This window comes from Roseateles depolymerans (genome assembly GCF_003387155.1).
In the GTDB taxonomy this organism is placed as follows: domain Bacteria; phylum Pseudomonadota; class Gammaproteobacteria; order Burkholderiales; family Burkholderiaceae_C; genus Roseateles; species Roseateles depolymerans.
Genome location: NZ_QUMT01000001.1, coordinates 1 through 16658, shown reverse-complemented (window position 1 = coordinate 16658; position 16658 = coordinate 1). Strand labels below are relative to the sequence as shown.

Sequence of the window (16658 nt, the reverse complement as noted above, 5' to 3'; positions counted from 1 at the left end):
CCAGTGGCGCGCGCGACAGGGATCGGTAAGATCCCGCCATGCCGCATCTCGTTGCCATCCTCGCCTACGACCGTCTGTGCATGTTCGAGTTCGGCTGCGCCGTGGAGCTGTTCGCGCTGGAGCGGCCCGAGCTCGGCGTGGACTGGTATCGGCATGCGGTGTGTGCCGTTGAGCCAGGCCCGCTGCGCGGGACCGGCGGGGTGCAGGTCCAGGCCCCCTATTCCCTCGCCATGCTGCGGCGGGCAGACACCATCGTGGTGCCCGGGTGGAGAGATGCCCGTGAACGCCCGCCCGAGGCCCTGCTTCGGGCGCTGCAGAAGGCCCATGCGAGAGGCGCCCGCGTCTGCAGCATCTGTTCCGGCGTCTTTGTGCTGGCCCATGCAGGACTGTTGGACGGTCGCCGCGCCACGACGCATTGGCGCTACGCGCAGCAACTGGCCGAAGCGTTTCCGTTGATCGAGGTGGACCCGTCGGCGCTGTACATCGACGAAGGGACGGTCATCACGTCCGCAGGTTCAGCGGCGGGGTTAGACATGCTGATGCATCTGGTCCGCAAGGATCACGGCAGCCCGGTGGCCAATGCGGTGGCCCAGCGGCTGGTGATGGCGCCGCAGCGAGATGGCGGGCAGGCGCAGTTCGTGCCGCGTCCAATGCCCAGCAGCAGCGATAGCCCCATGGCCCGTTTGCAGGCCCATCTGCGCGCGCATCCGCGAGAGGACCATCGGGTGGCGACGCTCGCCCGTCATGTGGACATGAGTGAACGGTCCCTGCAGCGGCACTTCAAGGCAGCCACCGGCATGGGCGTGATGGACTGGCTGGTGCAGGAACGGGTCGCACTGGCCAAGGAACTGCTGGAAACTCGCCCCGCGCTCGACGTGGAAGCCGTGGCCGATCTGTCAGGACTCGGGTCGCCAGAATCGCTGCGCCATCACTTCCGACGCCTCGGCCTGCCCGCCCCCTCTCGTTACCGTCGCCAATTCGGATGACGCTCGTCAAGTGGGGGGCCCACCGGGTCGGTAGCGGGGGCACGGTGGGGCCACAATGGGGCAGCTCCATCCTGGCAGGCCCTCGCGGTCAGCCCCTTTGCGATGCGCTTTGACGTCCCGACGCTCTTCAGCCTGCTGTTGATCCTGTCCCTGGCACTGGCCGTTTTGCTGCCCCTGCAACTGGGCTGGCGGGACAGCCCCGGCGCCCGCTTCGCACAGCTGGCCGCAGCGACCCAGGCCGCCGGCTGGGCCCTGCTGTTGCTGCCGCCCGAAGGGCATGCGCTGGTCGCCACCCTGGCGCTGGGACTGCTGAGCCTGAGTCTGAGCCTGCTGTGGATGGCCACGCGACAGTGGCTGCCGGACCGCTGGGGCCGCTGGCTGCATGCAGGCCTGCCCATGGTGCTGATGCTGGGCTATGGGCTGGGATGGCGCGACCAAGGCTTTCGGCTGGCATGGTCCAACGGATGCCTGGGCCTGCAGATGCTGGCGCTGGCAGCCAGCGTGATGCAGCCCGTGAAACCCGTCATCAAGCGCGCCCCCTCGGACCACCTGCGCTGGCGCCTGCTGCTGGCCGTGAGCCTGGGAGGCGCCGGCCTGCTCAATCTGGCCCGGGCCTGGCTGGCCGGCATGGGCGCCGATGCCCTGCCCCGCTTCGATGCGCCGCATCCGCTCAACACGGTGTTCGCCGTGACGGCCAATGTCTGCGTGCTGACCGTCGGCATGGCAGTGCTGGTGGCCTGGCGCGGCCAGACAGAAGCGGAACTGCGCCGGCTCAGCCAGGTGGACAGCGCCACCGGCCTTGCCAACCGCCGCGCTTTCCAGCAGCGGTCGGTGGACATGATCTCCATGGCCCGGCGCTACAACGAGCCGCTGATGCTGCTGGTGATGGATTTGGACGGGCTCAAGACCCTGAACCAGACCCTGGGCGAAGACAAGGGCGATCAGGCCATCCAGCTGTTCGCCCGCTGCCTGGATGAGCAGAAACGCCTGGGTGATCTGGTGGCCCGCATCGACGGTCAACGCTTTGCCGTGCTGATGGCACGTTCCGATCTGGTCGGCCCCCCTGCCCTGGACCGGCGACTGCGCCATGCGCTGCAGGAGGCCGCAGGCCCGACGCTCGGGGCGCCGCTGAGCTTCTCCGCCGGGTGGGGGAAACTTCGCCCCGGCGATCGCAATCTGGACGATCTGCTGCAGCGCACGGAAACCGCCCTCTACGCCGCCAAGCATCAGGGTCGGGCACGGCTTTGCGCAGAGCCAGGACTCGAGGCCGAGCTGAGCATCGCGGCATCCGCCTGAATCCATCGCGCGAATACCGCCCACCCTTGCACAAAAGCGCCCGCCCGGAGGGTGCGCTGGCACACGGCTTGCGTCAGGGTTTTCCAGGTCCCGTCCACAAGACGGACAAGTCGTTTCGACCTGGAGTTGCCCGTTCATGTTTGCTGCCCTCAGTTCCGTCTCCGCTCCTGTCCGCGCCGCCCGTGGCGCCAGTGCCAAGGCCAGCGACGCCCTGCTGGCACCCGCCGAGCAGCGCGCACCGATCCAGATCGTCCAGCTCAACTCGCGTGACCTGCAGTGGCTGCCGGCGCTGACCCATTTGCTGATCGACAACGTCCATCAGGGCGCCACCCTGGGATTCCTCGCCCCGCTGTCCCGCTACGCAGCGCTGGATTACTGGCACGGGGTGTTCGCCCGGCTGGGCCAGCATCACAGCCTGTGGATCGCCTGCGAGTCGCAAGCGCCCGGGCGCCTGCTGGGCGCCGTGCAGCTGTCACTGTGCCCGCTGGCCAATGCGCACCATCGTGGGGAGGTGCAGCGGCTGATGGTGCACACCCAGGAACGGGGCCGGGGCGTGGCCAGCCATCTGATGAGCCGGGTGGAATGCACGGCCGCCACGCAAGGGCGCTACCTGCTCCAGCTGGAGACCTGCGCGGACTCTCAGGCCGAAGCCGTGTTTGCCCATCTGGGCTGGCAGCGGGCCGGCCAGATTCCGGATCACTGCCACGGCGCCGAAGGTCAGCTGCAGAATGTGGCCATCTACTACAAGCGCCTGCCTCACCTGGTCTGAACGACTGGAGGCGGCGGGCCCTCGCCCCGTACGTCGCCGCGGCTCATTCCGTGCCGCCGCGGGCGCCCGTCCTGGACCGTTGCGGGCCCTTCTGAACCTTTCTGCGCCTTCGGTGGCGCCCCTCCCCCATGCCCTTGATCACCTTGACTGCACAGGACCGTGACTGGATGCCGGCTCTGGGAGAGCTGTTCTTCCAGGTGGTGGACGAGGGCGCCTCCCTCGGCTTCCTGGCGGATGTGGACGAGCCGCAGATGCGGGACTACTGGGAGCAGGTCTTCGACCAGATCGGGCCGCGGCACCGGCTGTGGCTGCTGCACGAAGGCTCGCAGGTGCTGGGCACGGTGCAGTTGTCCCTCTGCGGCAAGCCCAATGGGCGCCACCGTGGCGAAGTGCAGAAGCTGATGGTGCATCCGTCGGCGCGCCGCCGCGGCGTCGCCGTGCAGCTGATGGCCGCTGTTGAAACCGCCGCCCGCGAGGCCGGCCTCAGCCTGCTGGTGCTGGACACCACGGCCCAGTCGCCCGCCGAGCATTTCTACCAGTCTCAGGGCTGGCAACGCACCGGCGAGATTCCGCGCTTTGCCGCCAACCCGGACGGCACGCTGCACGCCACGGCGGTGTATTGGAAATTGCTGGACTGAGCGGACAGCGCCGCGACCGTACCGGGCGGCAGCGGGCCGTAGCGGAACGTAGCGGCCCGTAGTGGCCTATAGCGGCATTTAGCGGCCTAAGGGGCCCGCAGCGGGGCTTCAACGCGCCAACCGCAGCAGCTTGCCACTGTCGGTGAGCATCAGCAGCGCGCCGTCCTGCGCCTGGATCACATCCCGGATCCGTTCCCCCAGGCTGCCGTAGAGCTTCTGCCGGGCCACGACCTTGTCCCCGTCCAGCGTCAGCCGCCACAGCGCCTGGCCGCCCAGCGCACCCAGGAAGAGGTTGCCGCGCCAGGCCGGGAACATGGCACCGGTGTAGAAGGTCAGGCCCGAGGGGGCGATGGAAAGCGGCACCCAGGTGGTCAACGGTTCCTCGAAGGTCGGGGCCTGAGTCCCGCCGCCGATACGGCAGGCCTCCCCGACCGGCGAGCCATACGGGCAGCCGTAGCTCTTCACCGGCCAGCCATAGTTCTTGCCCGCCCGGGCGATGTTGATTTCGTCGCCGCCTTGCGGGCCGTGTTCGCTGATCCACAGCTCGCCGGTGACCGGATGCAGCGCCGCACCCTGGACGTTGCGGTGACCGTAACTCCAGATGCCGGGACGGGATGGCTTGCCGAAGTCCGGATTGCCCGCAGGGATGCTGCCGTCGCGCTGGATGTGGATGATCTTGCCCAGCGTCTGCATCAGGTCCTGCGACGGCTCGCCCTTCATCCGCTCGCCCGTGGTGATGAACAGCGTCTTGTCGCGCGCGAACACCAGGCGCGAGCCGAAATGCCCCCCACCGTCCACCTTGGGCTGCTGGCTGAAGATGACCTGCACATCGACCAGGGCCTGGCCCACCAGCTTGCCGCGGGCCACCGAGGTGCCCACCAGGCCGGATTCCTTGCCTGCACCGGGTTCGGAATACGACAGATAGACCCAGGGGCTGCCGCTGCTGAAGTCCGGGTCGATGGCGATGCCCAGCAGGCCGCCCTGGCCCTTGTCGGCAACGGCCGGCACGCCGCTGATGGTGGCCAGCGTCTTGCCGGTGGCCGACAGGCGCAGCAGGGAACCGCCCTTTTGCGTGACCAGCAGGTCACCGCCCGGCAGCTGGGCCATGCCCCAGGGACGGTCCAGGCCCGTGGACAGGGTCTGCAAAGGGATCTCCGCTTCGGCCTTGTCGGCCGCCGCGTTGTCCTGCATCAGCGGTGGGGCGGCCAGCACAGGCGGGCTGATGAGAACGGCCAGGGTGGACAGCGTCAGCGCGGGCCCCAGCCCGGACAGCAGGCCAGACAGCAGCATCGACACGGTCCTGCGGCGCCCGGCGCGCGGCATCGTGTCCCTCTGCGGGCCGACGCCGGTCGGTGCACCACTGCTGTTTTGAAGGCTGCCTGCCTGCCGCATCACCATCACTGTCGTCACTCCTGGTTGGGTTGGGTGGGGTCGGGTTGAAAGGCGCAGTCTATGTCGAGCCTGGATCGATCGGGCGGCTCCTGCGCCCTCTCCTTCTGCGGCCGGCCACGGGATTTCCTCGGTTCCAGGGACAGCACGCCGTTGGCGGCAGCGGCCGGACCCTTGTGCCGCAGCGGCGCATCCTCTACGCTGGCCGCAATCAGGCATCAGCATCCAGGCTCCGAGACCTTCCACAACGCACGACAGCGAGAGGAGCGAGCCATGTCCCCATCCTTAGCCCTGACCCCATCGGGGCCAGTGGATGCCATTGCGTCCATCAGAACCCTGGCCTTGACCGGCCCGGCCGGCGCCGGCAAGACCACGCTGGCCGAGGCGCTGCTGCATGCGGCCGGTGCCGTCAAGACCGTCGGCTCCGTCGAAAAAGGCAGCACCGTCAGCGATGACGACTCGCAGGAGCGGCGGGCCCAGCACTCGCTGCACACCGCCATGCTGCACGTCGAGCACGACGGTCTTCACCTGCAGATGCTGGACACGCCGGGGTCCCCGGATTTCATCGGCCAGGCGCTGCCCGCGCTGGAAGCCGTGGAGACGGTGGCGGTGGTGATCAATGCGCAGACCGGCATCGAGCTGATGGCGCTGCGCATGATGGAAGCAGCGGCCCGGCGCGGGCTGACGCGGCTGGTGATCATCAACAAGATCGATGTGCCCGGGGTGGATCTGCCGGGGTTGCTGGCGCAGGTGCGCGAGACCTTCGGCCGAGAATGCCTGCCGCTGAACATGCCCGCCGCCGGCGGGACCCAGGTGGTGGACTGCTTCTTCGGCTGCAGCGGCAGCGGGGACCTGGGATCGGTCGAGGACGCGCACCGGGCACTGGTGGAGCAGGTGGTGGAAGTGGACCCGGCCTTCGTGGACCGCTATCTCAACGACGGCGATGTGCCCGCCACCGAGCTGCATGCGCCGCTGGAGCAAGCCTTCCGGGAAGGGCATCTGATCCCGGTGTGTTTTGTGTCGGCCCGCCAGGGCGTGGGCCTGAGTGAGCTGCTGGGCGTGATCGAGAAGCTGCTGCCCAATCCTTACGAGGCCAACCCGCCACAGTTTCTCAAAGGCGAAGGCGATGAGGCCGAGCCCCTGCAGGTGACGATGGATCCGCAGGCCCATGTGGTGGCCCATGTGTTCAAGATCCTCTCCGACCCCTATCTGGGCAAGCTCGCGATGCTGCGGGTGCATCAGGGCACACTCAGGCGCCATGCCCAGGTGTTCGTGGGGCATGCCCGCAAGCCGGTGCGGCTGGCCCATCTGATGCGCTTGCAGGGGCGCCAGCATGTGGACATCGAGCAGGCCTTGCCGGGTGAGCTCTGCGCCCTGGCCAAGCTGGACGAGCTGCACTTCGATGCGGTGCTGCACGACGCGCCGGAAGACGAGCATCTGCATCTGGCGCCGGTGGAGCTGCCGATCCCCGTGCACGGCCTGAGCCTGCGCCCCACCCGCCACGGCGACGAGCAGCGCCTGTGGGATGTGCTGTCCCGCCTGGTGGAGGAGGATCCCTGCCTTCGCCTGGAACGCGCGGCGGATCCCGAGGCCGGCTCCGCACAGTCCGGCGAGACGCGGGTCTATGGACTGGGCGACCTGCATCTGCGCTCCCTGCTGGAGCGGCTGAAGGAGCAGTACAAGGTGGACGTGGTGGCCCAGCCGCCACGGGTGGCGTATCGGGAGACGATCTCCGCGGTGGCGCAAGGTCATTACCGGCACAAGAAGCAGACCGGCGGCGCCGGGCAGTTCGGAGAGGTGTGGCTGCGGGTGGAACCGCTGGCCCGGGGTGCAGGGTTCGAGTTCCAGGATGAGGTCAAGGGGGGCGCCATTCCCGGCGCCTTCATGCCGGCGGTGGAAAAAGGCGTGCGGCAGGCGCTGGCACGGGGCGTGGTGGCCGGATATCCGCTGCAGGACCTGCGGGTGACGGTGCTCGACGGCAAGCACCATGCGGTGGACTCCAAGGAGGTGGCTTTCATCACCGCCGCCCGCAAGGCGCTGGTGGCCGCGGTGAAGGAGGCCCGGCCCCTGGTGCTGGAGCCGATCGTGACGGTGGAGATCACCGCGCCCGCCGCCGCCACCGGCGACATCACCGGGGACCTCGCCGCCAGGCGCGGCCAGGTGACGGGTACACGCAGCCCGGTGCCCGGTCAGATCGTGGTGCTGGGGTCGGCGCCGATGGCTGAGCTTTCGAGCTATCAGAACCGGCTCAATGCCTTGACCAGCGGCCAGGGCCGCTACACCGTGGCACTGTCCCATCATGAGCCGGTTCCGCCCTCGGTCCAGGCGCAGTTGGCGTCGCAGCATCAGGTGCAGGACGACGAATAGCGGCTAGCAATAGCGGCTAGTGATTGGGGGAAGCCTCAGGACGCGTGCGGCTGTTGACGCAGTCGGACGGGGCCTGGTGAACGAAGCTTTATCATGCCGGCATGTGTTCCGCCCCCCGCGACGTCGCGCAGATCCGTTTGGACAACGCGATGCGCCTCTTCGAAGAATTCGTTGCCGCCACCGTCAAGCACCCCGATGCCGCCGCTCTGCGCGGGCTGGAGCGGCGCTTCGCGGAGCGTTTGCAAATCCAGCCCAGTTACTGGAGCCAGATCAAGAGCCGCTCCCGGCAGATCGGCGAGCGGCTGGCGCGCCAGTTCGAGCAGTTGAGCCACAAGCCCATGGGGTGGATGGATCAGGAGCACGGGGGGGCCAGCGGCGGCACGGCCGGTGCCTCCACCCTCTCGATGGCGACACCTGGCGCCGCGCCGGAGCCGTCGCCCGGACTGCCGCAGGATGATGATGAGCGGTTCATCGTTGGCCTGGTGCTAACCTACTACCGCCGGCATCCTCAGCGGGCGCGGACGCGCTTGCTGGATCTGCTGGGGGAAGTCCTGACGCCCGGGGCCGCATCGGCCGCGCCTGCGCCTGCTGCGGGGGGTGCAGCGGGGCGGGCGAGCGTTGGGGCTGGTGCTGCGGGGAAGTCGGCGTCAGGTTCTGCGGCCGGGAAGCCAGCGGGGGCCGCTGCTGCTTCCGGCGTCTCCGAAGCGGACGCGTGGCGCAAGCTGCAGCAGAGCGTGGCACCGCTCAAGCCTAAGAAGCGCTGAGCGGGCACGGTTCTATTGCGGGCACCGGCAGGCGAAGGATGAAATCCTGTCGTTCCAAGCGTCACCGACGTACTCCGCATCGCTGTTGAAGGTGATCTCCTCCCCCTTCTGGTCGCGGTGTTCCCAGGCAACGATCTTGCAGCCTGGCGAGACTCTGAACGACGAAATCTTGTCGTTGAATTTGCCGCCGACGTACTTGGCCATCTTCTTTCGCCCCAGGGTGTATCGGTCTCCGTGAAAGCCGCGGTGCTCGTAGGCGTAGCAAGCACCGTCACGGCCAGTGAATTGGCCGGTCTCATTCGGGCCGTGAACTTCTCTCCCGTTCTCGTCAACACCGATGCCGACGACGTCGTTGCAAGCTTTTGGCGGCGTCGTGGGGGTGCACTGCGCCGCGGCGCCAGCACAGAACGACAACATCACGGCGGGTACCGCTGCGAGAGCCATCGATTGGAGCCAGCACCTCGAGCGCGAGCTGGAGAAACGTTGATCACTTGATACATCGGCCAAGGCGATCTCCTGAGGGAACGGTCGAAATTCATTCTCGACTCCGTTCTGTGGACGCTCAAGTCTCTGAGGTAGGGATGGCAATTGGGCATTGCAGGGTTTGTGCCCTCCGGGCCGAGCGAATCAAGCCAGTGCCGGAGCGACAACGCCGTGGGCCGAGCTGCCTGCGCGTCAAGGGTGTATTAGGCAGTCGCTGACGGTTCAGCCCTGCGCACGCAGCGATTGCGCAATCACTCTGGGGATGTGATCTCGCCAATGCGGCAGCTCCAACGACAACCCTGCCACGTCCCGTCGGCCAGCGACAACACTAGATAAAAACCACTTGCGCTTGATAATCGAGTGTTTATCATTTGCGCAACTTTTGAGGCGGACCGGTGCTTAAGCGCACTGCCACATCCGCCCTTGTTCCATCACCGCTGTCATCACCAGGAGGCTTCTTATGGCCAAGTTCACCTCACCACGCGCCCAGCAGACGCTGACGATGCGCAAGCCACGCAATCCGCATGTGGCCCCCAGCCTGAAACGCGCGGCCGGCCGACATGGCCCATGCGCCGGCGCCAAACGTCAGCAGGCCCAGCAGACGCTGCAACGCGAGTTGCGGCACATGCACGAACTCAGTCCATGAACGGCTGAGCTCCCGGCCCCCGGAGGAACATCCCCGGGCGTCAGGGAGGCAGCCCAGGGAGATCCCCATGTCTTCGATCATTTGCATGGCCGACGCCCATCGTCGTCTGGCCGATCCCCGCGGGTGGCGGGAAGTTGTTGCCAGTCGCCTGCTCCAGCTGGGCGGGCGGCTGATCCGCTGGGCCTGGCATCTGGCGCCGGCTCCTCGGCAGGCGATGGCAGAACCCCTTCTGGAGTTCAGTGCGCTCGGGGCGGGCGCGTCGGAACACGGCGCGCTTTATGTCAACGGTCAACTGGTGGGCACCCTCGCGGGCGTCCGGCGTCTGTGATGGCGCCCGTGTGGATCGCCCTCATCGCCGTGCTTGTGGGCATCAAGCTGGCGGATGCGGAGCCGATATACGATCAGAGCACCCCGTGCGTCACTGCCCACAAGGCCCAGCCCGATCATGAGCGAACTGCCTCCTCTTCCTGCGCCGGCACCCCCGGCCCAGCCCATGCTGGAGCAGCCGCTTCGCGACCTGGCCGCATGGACCGCCCACCTTCGCCATATGACTATTCCAGTCCTGGCGAGTACCAGCGAGCAGCTGGAGCTGTGGCGATCCAATGAGGACGCCGCAGACGCCCATCTGCTGGGCGAGATCCTGAACAAGGATCCGCTCATGACCCTGAAGCTGCTGGCGCATGCCGCGTCGCAGCGCTCCAGCCGGCTGCTGACCGACGCAGAAACGGTCACTGCCGCGCTGGTGCTCCTGGGCATCACCCCTTTCTTCAAGGCCTTCGGGCCGCAGCCCACCGTGGAAGAGCGGCTGGCCGGTCGCCCCGAGGCCCTGGCCGGTCTGCAACGCGTGCTGCTGCGGGCCGAACGGGCTGCGCGATTTGCGCTGGGCTTCGCCGCGCATCGGGCCGATCCGGATGCGGAGGTGATCCACAGCGCCGCGCTGCTGCATGACTTCTCGGAGATGCTGTTGTGGTGCGAGGCGCCGGCACTGGCGCTTCAAATCCAGCAGTTGCAGGCGGCGCAGCCTGGGCTGCGCAGCACCGCCGCACAGCGGCAGGTGCTGAACATCGAGCTGGGCGATCTCGAGCAGGCCCTGATGAAGGCCTGGCACCTGCCAGAACTGCTGGCACAGATTACCAACGACAAGAAGGCGCGGGACCCGCAGGTCCGCTGCGTCATGCTGGCCGTGAGGCTGGCGCGGCACACGGCGCTGGGGTGGGAGAACCCCGCCATTCCAGACGACCTGGCGGAGATTGGGGAGCTGCTGACGCTCTCCCCTGCTCATGCGCTCAAGCTGCTGCATGAACTGGACGGGACGCCTGGTTGATGGCCAGAGGTCAGTCGCTGATCGTTGGTTGCTAGTCGTTGGTTGCTAGTCACCGATCGTCGGCCACCGGTCACCGTTTATACGGGCAGTGCCGTGGTGTTCTTGAGTCGGTCCAGCACAAAGCTGGTCTTGCAGTCCTGCACACTGGGATGTTTCAGCAGCGTCTCGGTGATGAACCGAGCGTAGTGAGACATGTCTTCCACCAGCACCCGCAGCAGGTAGTCCATGTCCCCGGTCAGCGCTGAGCACTCCACCACCTCGGGCCAGCTTTGCACGGCCGCCCGGAACAGATCCATCGGGTTGCGTTTGTGGCTCTCCGTGTGCTTTTCCAGCCGGACATTGATGTAGGCGGTCAGGCCCAGGCCCACCCGCTCCGGGTTGAGCAGAGCCACGTAGCCCGCGATCACGCCCGCTTCTTCCAGGCGGCGCACTCGTCGCAGGACGGCAGACGCCGACAGGTTGGCTTCCGCGGCCAGCGCGTCATAGGTCATGCGGCCGTCCGCCTGGAGGGCGTGGAGGATGCGTCGGTCGATCGCATCAAGCTCGATCTGCTTGTCCATGGCGCCATTCTTGCAGGATTCCTGCGCAGATCCATCCGCCAGGCTTCATATCGCATGAAAACTGCGAGGGCCGACGCCTACAGTCTCACGAATTGATTTTCGACAATTCTGGAGACTCGCATGGCTTTCACCCCTTGGGACAACCCGATGGGCACCGACGGTTTTGAATTCATCGAATTCGCCGCACCGGATCCGGCCGCCCTGGGCGCCTTGTTCACATCGATGGGATTCGTGGCGGTCGCCCGGCATCGCCACAAGAATGTCACGCTGTACCGGCAAGGGGATGTGAATTTCATCGTCAATGCGGAGACCGATGCCTTCGCGCAGCGGTTTGCCCGTCTGCACGGTCCTTCCATTTGCGCCATCGCCTTCCGCGTGAAGGACGCCGCCTTTGCCTATCGTCGCGCACTGGAACTGGGCGCCTGGGGCTTTGATAACAAGGCCGGCCCGATGGAGCTGAATATCCCGGCCATCAAGGGCATCGGGGATTCGCTGATTTATTTCGTGGACCGCTGGCAAGGCAAGAACGGTGCGGCACCCGGCGAGATCGGCAACATCAGCATCTATGACGTGGACTTCGTGCCGCTGCTCGATGAGCAGGGCCAGCCGGTGGCCTCGCGACCCAAGGGCCATGGCCTGACCTACATCGACCACCTGACCCACAACGTGTTCCGGGGTCGCATGAAGGAATGGGCGGAGTTCTACGAGCGCCTGTTCAACTTCCGCGAGGTCCGTTACTTCGACATCGAAGGCAAGCTGACCGGTCTGAAGTCCAAGGCCATGACCAGCCCGTGCGGCAAGATCCGCATCCCCATCAACGAAAGCAGCGACGACAAGAGCCAGATCGCGGAATACCTGGACCTCTATCACGGCGAAGGCATTCAGCACGTGGCGCTGGGCACCGACAACATCTACGCGACGGTGGAAGGGATGATTTCCACCGGCGTGCAGTTCCAGGACACCATCGACACCTACTACGACCTGGTCAGCAAGCGGCTGCCGGAGCATCAGGAGCCGCTGGATGAACTGCGCCGGCTGCGCATCCTCATCGACGGCGCCGCTCATCAGGGCGCGCCGCATGAGTTGCTGCTTCAGATCTTCACCAAGGAAGTCATCGGCCCCATCTTCTTTGAGCTGATCCAGCGCAAGGGGAATGAAGGCTTCGGTGAAGGCAACTTCAAGGCATTGTTTGAGAGTATCGAGCTGGATCAGATCCGGCGCGGGGTGCTGAAGGCTGAGGCCTGATCCCCGGATCGACCGGCGCCGCGTGGACCAACTGGATCGCGCGGTCGTAGGCCTGGGGTTCGAACACCAGTTGCAGGTGGCCCCGGGCCGGCAGATGCAGCTCTCTCGCGCCCGGTAGCAGTGCGGTCTCGGACGGGAAGACGATCTGGTCGCAATGACCGTAGAGACAGTCAAAGTGACCGCCCAGGTTGTGTGGCTCTTCCTCGGCCAACTGGAGCAGCCAGGGGGAGTCGTCCCGCATCTGCCGTGCGTTCACGGTAGAGCCCAGCCGCGCCAGAAGGGTGCCGCGATGCGGCGTTCCCAACGTCAGAATGCGGTGAATGCGGTCGGGCGCATGGCCCACGCTGCGCCACCAGGCGCGGGCGCTTAAGCCGCCCATGCTGTGCGCCACGATGAGCGGCGGTGTGCCCGTGAGGGCCTGCAGGCGGCGCATCGCTTCGTCGATCGTCGGTGCGTACAGGTCGATGGACCCGAAGGCCGGCTCCTGCGTCACCGCGATGTAGGGAATGCCATCGGCGCGCAGCCGTTGCATCCAGGCATTCCACAACCCCCGATTGCAGCTATAGCCGTGCAGCAGCATCACGCCCCGCGGCGCGCGCGTGTCGGCCGGCAGATGGTCCGGGAAACGTTGGGCCCTCCAGGGCTGGTCCCAGTTGAAGACCCGCGTCACCGCGATGACCTCCCGCCACCAGGCGGCAAGCAGGTCACGCCAGGCGGCGGCAGGGAGACCAGGCGCCGGCGGGAAGAACCGCAGAGCCAGAAAGCTCGGCAGCATCACCAGCGCCGGGCCGGCCACAAAGATCGCCAGGACGGCCAATCCGGCCCCGGCTCCGTAGCGGGAGGCCACCCAGGCGGACAACAGGGGTCCCACCAGCCAGCGGAACAGGGAAGTGAAACGATGGATATGGCCGTTCATCAGGGAGCACGTGGCGCAGAGGAAGTGCGCGAAGTGTAGGGGCCGCGAGTGACCTGCCCTGTCCAGCAGACTTTTTGATCGGAGGTTTCAGGGGCAACTTGTGCCTCGAACGCAGGCCTGTCATTAAGGTGACGGTGGGCTTAGGGCAACCCCCTTTGCCCGAACCGCCCTGTGCCGCGAGCATAGGCTTTCATACTGCCTGGGGGACCTTCCGCCCGAGGCGCATAAAGAGAGCGACGGAGACATGACTGCTGTGACCATGACTGCTGAAACACCGACCGTGACCTATGCCGACAAGCCTTGGCTGGCGAGTTATCCGCAAGGCGTGGCGGCTGAGATTCCGCTGGATCGCTATGGCTCGCTGGTGGAGCTACTGGAAGAGGCGTTCCGTGTGCATGCTGGCCGGGATGCGGCGGTGTGCATGGACCAGCGGCTGACTTTCGCGCAGGTCGATGAGCATTCCCGGGCGCTGGGTGCCTGGCTGCAGGGGCGCGGGCTGGCCAAGGGCGCACGGGTGGCCATCATGATGCCCAATGTGCTGCAGTACATGGTGACCATTGCCGCCATCCTGCGTGCGGGGTATGTGGTGGTGAACGTGAATCCGCTGTACACGCCGCGGGAGCTGGAGCATCAACTCAAGGATTCGGGGGCGGAAGCCATCATCGTCCTGGAGAATTTTGCGAAGACTTTGTCCGAGGTCATTGAACGCACGCAGGTGCGGCATGTGGTGCTGACGGGGCTGGGCGACATGCTGGGCGTGCTGAAAGGGCCGCTGATCAATTTTGCGGTTCGGCATTTGAAGAAGATGGTGCCGGAGTTCCGGTTGCCGATGACACAAGGTCGCAGCGTGACGCGCTTCAAGCAGGCCCTGTCCCAGGGCGCGCATGCTCAACTGCAGCCGGTCACGTTGCGAGCCGACGATCCCGCATTCCTCCAATACACCGGCGGTACCACCGGCCTGTCCAAGGGTGCGACGCTGCTGCATCGCAATGTGGTGGCCAATATCCTGCAAAGCGAAGCCTGGTTCTCGCCGATGCTGGGCAAGCTCGGCAATAGGCCGCTCACCATCGTCTGCGCGCTGCCGCTGTATCACATCTTCGCGCTGACGGCCTGCTACATGCTGGGGGCGCGGCTGGGGATGATGAACCTGCTGATTCCGAACCCACGCGACATTCCTGGCTTCGTTGCGACCTTGCGGAACTACAAGGTCAATATGTTCCCGGCGGTCAACACGCTGTTCAACGCGCTGGCCAATGACCCGGCGTTTGCCAAGCTGGATTTCAGCGAGCTGGTCATCTCCAATGGCGGCGGCATGGCGGTGCAGCAGGCCACTGCCGAGAAATGGCAGCGCATCACCGGGTGCGCGGTGGTGGAAGGTTATGGGTTGTCGGAAACGTCACCGGTGGCCACCGTGAATCGTCTGGACCTCAGCAGTTTCAACGGGTCGATCGGGTTGCCGGTGCCCAATACCGAGATTGCGATCCGCGACGACGCCGGCCGGGATGTGCCGCTGGGGGAGCGCGGCGAGATCTGCATCCGCGGACCGCAGGTGATGGCGGGCTATTGGAATCGGCCGGAGGAAACGGCGCAGGCGATCGGCCCGGATGGTTTTTTCAAGACGGGCGATATCGGCGTCATGGACGAGCAGGGTTTCACCCGCATCGTGGACCGGAAGAAGGACATGATTCTGGTGAGTGGCTTCAATGTCTATCCGACCGAGATCGAGCAGGTGGTGAACATGCACCCCGGCGTGCTGGAGTGTGCGGCGGTCGGGGTGCCGGATCCCCACTCGGGGGAGGCGGTGAAGCTGTTTGTGATCAAGAAGGATCCCGCGTTGGCCGAGGAAGACCTCAGCGCCTATTGCCATGCCCAGTTCACGGGCTACAAACGCCCCAAATACATCGAGTTCCGGGATGACCTGCCGAAGACCAATGTGGGCAAGATCCTGCGGCGGGAGCTGCGGCAGCACTGATCAGGGAATAGCGCGGCCATGGCGATGGAGTGGGTGCCTGGTGTGGTGGTGTTGGAGCGCGGGTGGCTGTCTTCCAACAACATCGTGATACGGGCGCCTGCTTCGGCTGCGCCTGGCAACCCTTCTCACGGTGGGAATCCGGACGCTCCTGCGGGCGTTGCCGTCGTGGTGGACACGGGGCATGTGCGGCATGCCGCGCAGACGGTGGCCCTGATTGAGGAGGTGACGAAAGGCTGCGGCCTGGTCGCGGTGCTCAACACTCATCTGCATTCAGATCATTGCGGCGGGAATGCAGCAGTGGCCGCGAGGTTCAACGCGCCGGTCCTTATTCCGCCGGGCGACTTTGAGGCGGCTGCGAAGTGGGACGAGAGTCGCTTGAGCTTCAAGGAAACCGGGCAGTGGTGCGAGCGGTTTGCGCCAACAGGGCGCCTGATGCCGGGAAGCCACTTGCCGGAGCCTTTTGACCGCTGGCAGATCCATGCGGCGCCGGGACACGATCCGGCCTCGGTGATTCTGTTTGATCCACTTACCCGGGTGGTCATCTCAGCGGATGCGCTCTGGGAGAACGGCTTCGGCATCGTGTTTCCAGAGCTTCAGGGGCGGGATGCCTTCGCCGAAGTGGAGGCGAGTCTGGATCTGATTGAAGGCCTGCAACCGGCCTCGGTGATTCCAGGGCATGGGGCGCCGTTCACCGACGTCTCCGCAGCACTGTCGAAGGCGCGCGCCCGTCTGACCCATTTTCGGCGTGAACCGTGCCGCCATGCGCTGCATGCGGCCAAGGCGCTGATGGTATTCAAGGTGATGGAGTCGGGGGCAATCTGTCCTGACGACTTGGTTCGGTGGGCGGGGGAGACGCCGATCTTCGCCAGGATTCAGCATGTTGCCGAAGGCGGACCGGACGGCCGGGACGCTTTGCGTGAGGCCGGTCGTGCGGAATGGGTCCGTCCATTGATCCAGGAACTTCTGCGCGCGAGGGCGTTGGTGGTGGATGCGAACGCCGGCAGGGGCGATTGGTTGAAGGCGGGTTGAGTCTGGTTTGAGCTCAAAGTGCTCGGTAGATAACCGCTGAGTTGCAGCGTTAATCGGATGGTTTGCGCTATCTCAACGCCCCTGCCCTGCCCCGGCCAGTTTCCGTTGCACCATTCAGTTTTGACGCACAAAAAGCAAAACCCCTGAACTGCTGGAGTTCAGGGGGTTTGCAGGGTTAATAGCCTGACGATGACCTACTTTCACACGGGAATCCGCACTATCATCGGCGCTGAGTCGTTTCACGGTCCTGTTCGGGATGGGAAGGGGTGGGACC

The 16658-nt window shown here is 65.9% G+C and carries 16 protein-coding genes and 1 rRNA gene; 12 read left to right on the top strand and 5 right to left on the bottom strand.

All coding sequences use genetic code 11. The annotated features are described in order from the left end of the window. Positions 1-38 precede the first annotated feature (38 nt). From ftrA to DES44_RS00065, 4 genes are all read left to right on the top strand, one after another. On the top strand, positions 39-986 hold the full coding sequence (ftrA, locus tag DES44_RS00080; protein WP_058936735.1) for a transcriptional regulator FtrA: 948 nt from the start codon (positions 39-41) through the stop codon (positions 984-986). A gap of 102 nt (positions 987-1088) precedes the next feature. Beyond that, positions 1089-2282, top strand: a complete 1194-nt coding sequence (locus DES44_RS00075) for a GGDEF domain-containing protein (RefSeq protein ID WP_058936736.1) — start codon at positions 1089-1091, stop codon at positions 2280-2282. A gap of 136 nt (positions 2283-2418) precedes the next feature. Continuing rightward, entirely contained in the window at positions 2419-3051 is a 633-nt protein-coding gene (locus DES44_RS00070) for a GNAT family N-acetyltransferase (RefSeq protein WP_058936737.1), read from the top strand. A 128-nt stretch (positions 3052-3179) separates the two neighbouring features. Beyond that, positions 3180-3689 carry a GNAT family N-acetyltransferase gene (locus DES44_RS00065; protein ID WP_058936738.1) on the top strand — a complete coding sequence of 170 codons (510 nt, stop codon included), beginning with the start codon at positions 3180-3182 and terminating at the stop codon, positions 3687-3689. Between the two features lie 108 nt (positions 3690-3797). Here the strand turns inward: DES44_RS00065 and DES44_RS00060 are convergent, their stop codons facing one another. Further along, the gene (locus tag DES44_RS00060) at positions 3798-4979 is read right to left on the bottom strand and encodes a PQQ-dependent sugar dehydrogenase (RefSeq protein ID WP_198164847.1); all 1182 of its coding nucleotides are present in this window, start codon (positions 4977-4979) and stop codon (positions 3798-3800) included. Between the two features lie 372 nt (positions 4980-5351). On the opposite strand from DES44_RS00060, the gene fusA reads away from it, so the two are divergent. Both fusA and DES44_RS00050 read left to right on the top strand, forming a co-directional pair. Next, entirely contained in the window at positions 5352-7445 is a 2094-nt protein-coding gene (gene fusA / locus DES44_RS00055; protein ID WP_058936739.1) for an elongation factor G, read from the top strand. A 101-nt stretch (positions 7446-7546) separates the two neighbouring features. After that, a complete protein-coding gene (locus DES44_RS00050) occupies positions 7547-8209 on the top strand; it encodes a hypothetical protein (RefSeq protein ID WP_058936740.1) in 663 nt (220 codons plus the stop codon). 12 nt (positions 8210-8221) lie between these two features. On the opposite strand, the gene DES44_RS00045 is transcribed toward DES44_RS00050, so the two are convergent. Beyond that, a complete protein-coding gene (locus tag DES44_RS00045; RefSeq protein ID WP_058936741.1) occupies positions 8222-8653 on the bottom strand; it encodes a beta/gamma crystallin domain-containing protein in 432 nt (143 codons plus the stop codon). A gap of 499 nt (positions 8654-9152) precedes the next feature. On the opposite strand from DES44_RS00045, the gene DES44_RS00040 reads away from it, so the two are divergent. The 3 genes from DES44_RS00040 to DES44_RS00030 all read left to right on the top strand — a co-directional run bounded on the left by DES44_RS00040 (position 9153) and on the right by DES44_RS00030 (position 10662). Further along, positions 9153-9338 (top strand): hypothetical protein, encoded by a 186-nt coding sequence (locus tag DES44_RS00040; RefSeq protein ID WP_058936742.1) that lies wholly within the window; start codon positions 9153-9155, stop codon positions 9336-9338. A 67-nt stretch (positions 9339-9405) separates the two neighbouring features. Further along, on the top strand, positions 9406-9666 hold the full coding sequence (locus tag DES44_RS00035) for a hypothetical protein (protein ID WP_147306904.1): 261 nt from the start codon (positions 9406-9408) through the stop codon (positions 9664-9666). 117 nt (positions 9667-9783) lie between these two features. Continuing rightward, positions 9784-10662 (top strand): HDOD domain-containing protein, encoded by an 879-nt coding sequence (locus DES44_RS00030; protein WP_233441625.1) that lies wholly within the window; start codon positions 9784-9786, stop codon positions 10660-10662. A 77-nt stretch (positions 10663-10739) separates the two neighbouring features. Here the strand turns inward: DES44_RS00030 and DES44_RS00025 are convergent, their stop codons facing one another. After that, positions 10740-11222 (bottom strand): Lrp/AsnC family transcriptional regulator, encoded by a 483-nt coding sequence (locus DES44_RS00025; RefSeq protein WP_058936745.1) that lies wholly within the window; start codon positions 11220-11222, stop codon positions 10740-10742. Positions 11223-11342: 120 nt separating this feature from the next. On the opposite strand from DES44_RS00025, the gene hppD reads away from it, so the two are divergent. Beyond that, positions 11343-12467, top strand: coding sequence for a 4-hydroxyphenylpyruvate dioxygenase (hppD, locus tag DES44_RS00020; protein ID WP_058936746.1), 1125 nt, complete (start codon positions 11343-11345; stop codon positions 12465-12467). Here the strand turns inward: hppD and DES44_RS00015 are convergent. After that, positions 12400-13383, bottom strand: coding sequence for an esterase/lipase family protein (locus tag DES44_RS00015; protein ID WP_058936747.1), 984 nt, complete (start codon positions 13381-13383; stop codon positions 12400-12402). The genes hppD and DES44_RS00015 overlap by 68 nt on opposite strands. Before the next feature lie 244 nt (positions 13384-13627). On the opposite strand from DES44_RS00015, the gene DES44_RS00010 reads away from it, so the two are divergent. Then, positions 13628-15355, top strand: a complete 1728-nt coding sequence (locus tag DES44_RS00010) for a long-chain-fatty-acid--CoA ligase (protein ID WP_083525905.1) — start codon at positions 13628-13630, stop codon at positions 15353-15355. A gap of 18 nt (positions 15356-15373) precedes the next feature. Continuing rightward, complete coding sequence (locus DES44_RS00005) at positions 15374-16384, top strand: MBL fold metallo-hydrolase (RefSeq protein ID WP_058936748.1); 1011 nt, start codon at positions 15374-15376, stop codon at positions 16382-16384. Between the two features lie 181 nt (positions 16385-16565). Here the strand turns inward: DES44_RS00005 and rrf are convergent. Further along, positions 16566-16658: ribosomal RNA gene (gene rrf / locus DES44_RS26105) — 5S ribosomal RNA — on the bottom strand; the annotation flags it as partial.

Coding starts and splice junctions, on each gene's coding strand:
- ftrA (WP_058936735.1), top strand. CDS start 39: ATGCCGCATCTCGTTGCCATCCTCGCCTACGACCGTCTGTGCATGTTC.
- DES44_RS00075 (WP_058936736.1), top strand. CDS start 1,089: ATGCGCTTTGACGTCCCGACGCTCTTCAGCCTGCTGTTGATCCTGTCC.
- DES44_RS00070 (WP_058936737.1), top strand. CDS start 2,419: ATGTTTGCTGCCCTCAGTTCCGTCTCCGCTCCTGTCCGCGCCGCCCGT.
- DES44_RS00065 (WP_058936738.1), top strand. CDS start 3,180: ATGCCCTTGATCACCTTGACTGCACAGGACCGTGACTGGATGCCGGCT.
- DES44_RS00060 (WP_198164847.1), bottom strand. CDS start 4,979: ATGCTGCTGTCTGGCCTGCTGTCCGGGCTGGGGCCCGCGCTGACGCTG.
- fusA (WP_058936739.1), top strand. CDS start 5,352: ATGTCCCCATCCTTAGCCCTGACCCCATCGGGGCCAGTGGATGCCATT.
- DES44_RS00050 (WP_058936740.1), top strand. CDS start 7,547: ATGTGTTCCGCCCCCCGCGACGTCGCGCAGATCCGTTTGGACAACGCG.
- DES44_RS00045 (WP_058936741.1), bottom strand. CDS start 8,653: ATGGCTCTCGCAGCGGTACCCGCCGTGATGTTGTCGTTCTGTGCTGGC.
- DES44_RS00040 (WP_058936742.1), top strand. CDS start 9,153: ATGGCCAAGTTCACCTCACCACGCGCCCAGCAGACGCTGACGATGCGC.
- DES44_RS00035 (WP_147306904.1), top strand. CDS start 9,406: ATGTCTTCGATCATTTGCATGGCCGACGCCCATCGTCGTCTGGCCGAT.
- DES44_RS00030 (WP_233441625.1), top strand. CDS start 9,784: ATGAGCGAACTGCCTCCTCTTCCTGCGCCGGCACCCCCGGCCCAGCCC.
- DES44_RS00025 (WP_058936745.1), bottom strand. CDS start 11,222: ATGGACAAGCAGATCGAGCTTGATGCGATCGACCGACGCATCCTCCAC.
- hppD (WP_058936746.1), top strand. CDS start 11,343: ATGGCTTTCACCCCTTGGGACAACCCGATGGGCACCGACGGTTTTGAA.
- DES44_RS00015 (WP_058936747.1), bottom strand. CDS start 13,383: ATGAACGGCCATATCCATCGTTTCACTTCCCTGTTCCGCTGGCTGGTG.
- DES44_RS00010 (WP_083525905.1), top strand. CDS start 13,628: ATGACTGCTGTGACCATGACTGCTGAAACACCGACCGTGACCTATGCC.
- DES44_RS00005 (WP_058936748.1), top strand. CDS start 15,374: ATGGCGATGGAGTGGGTGCCTGGTGTGGTGGTGTTGGAGCGCGGGTGG.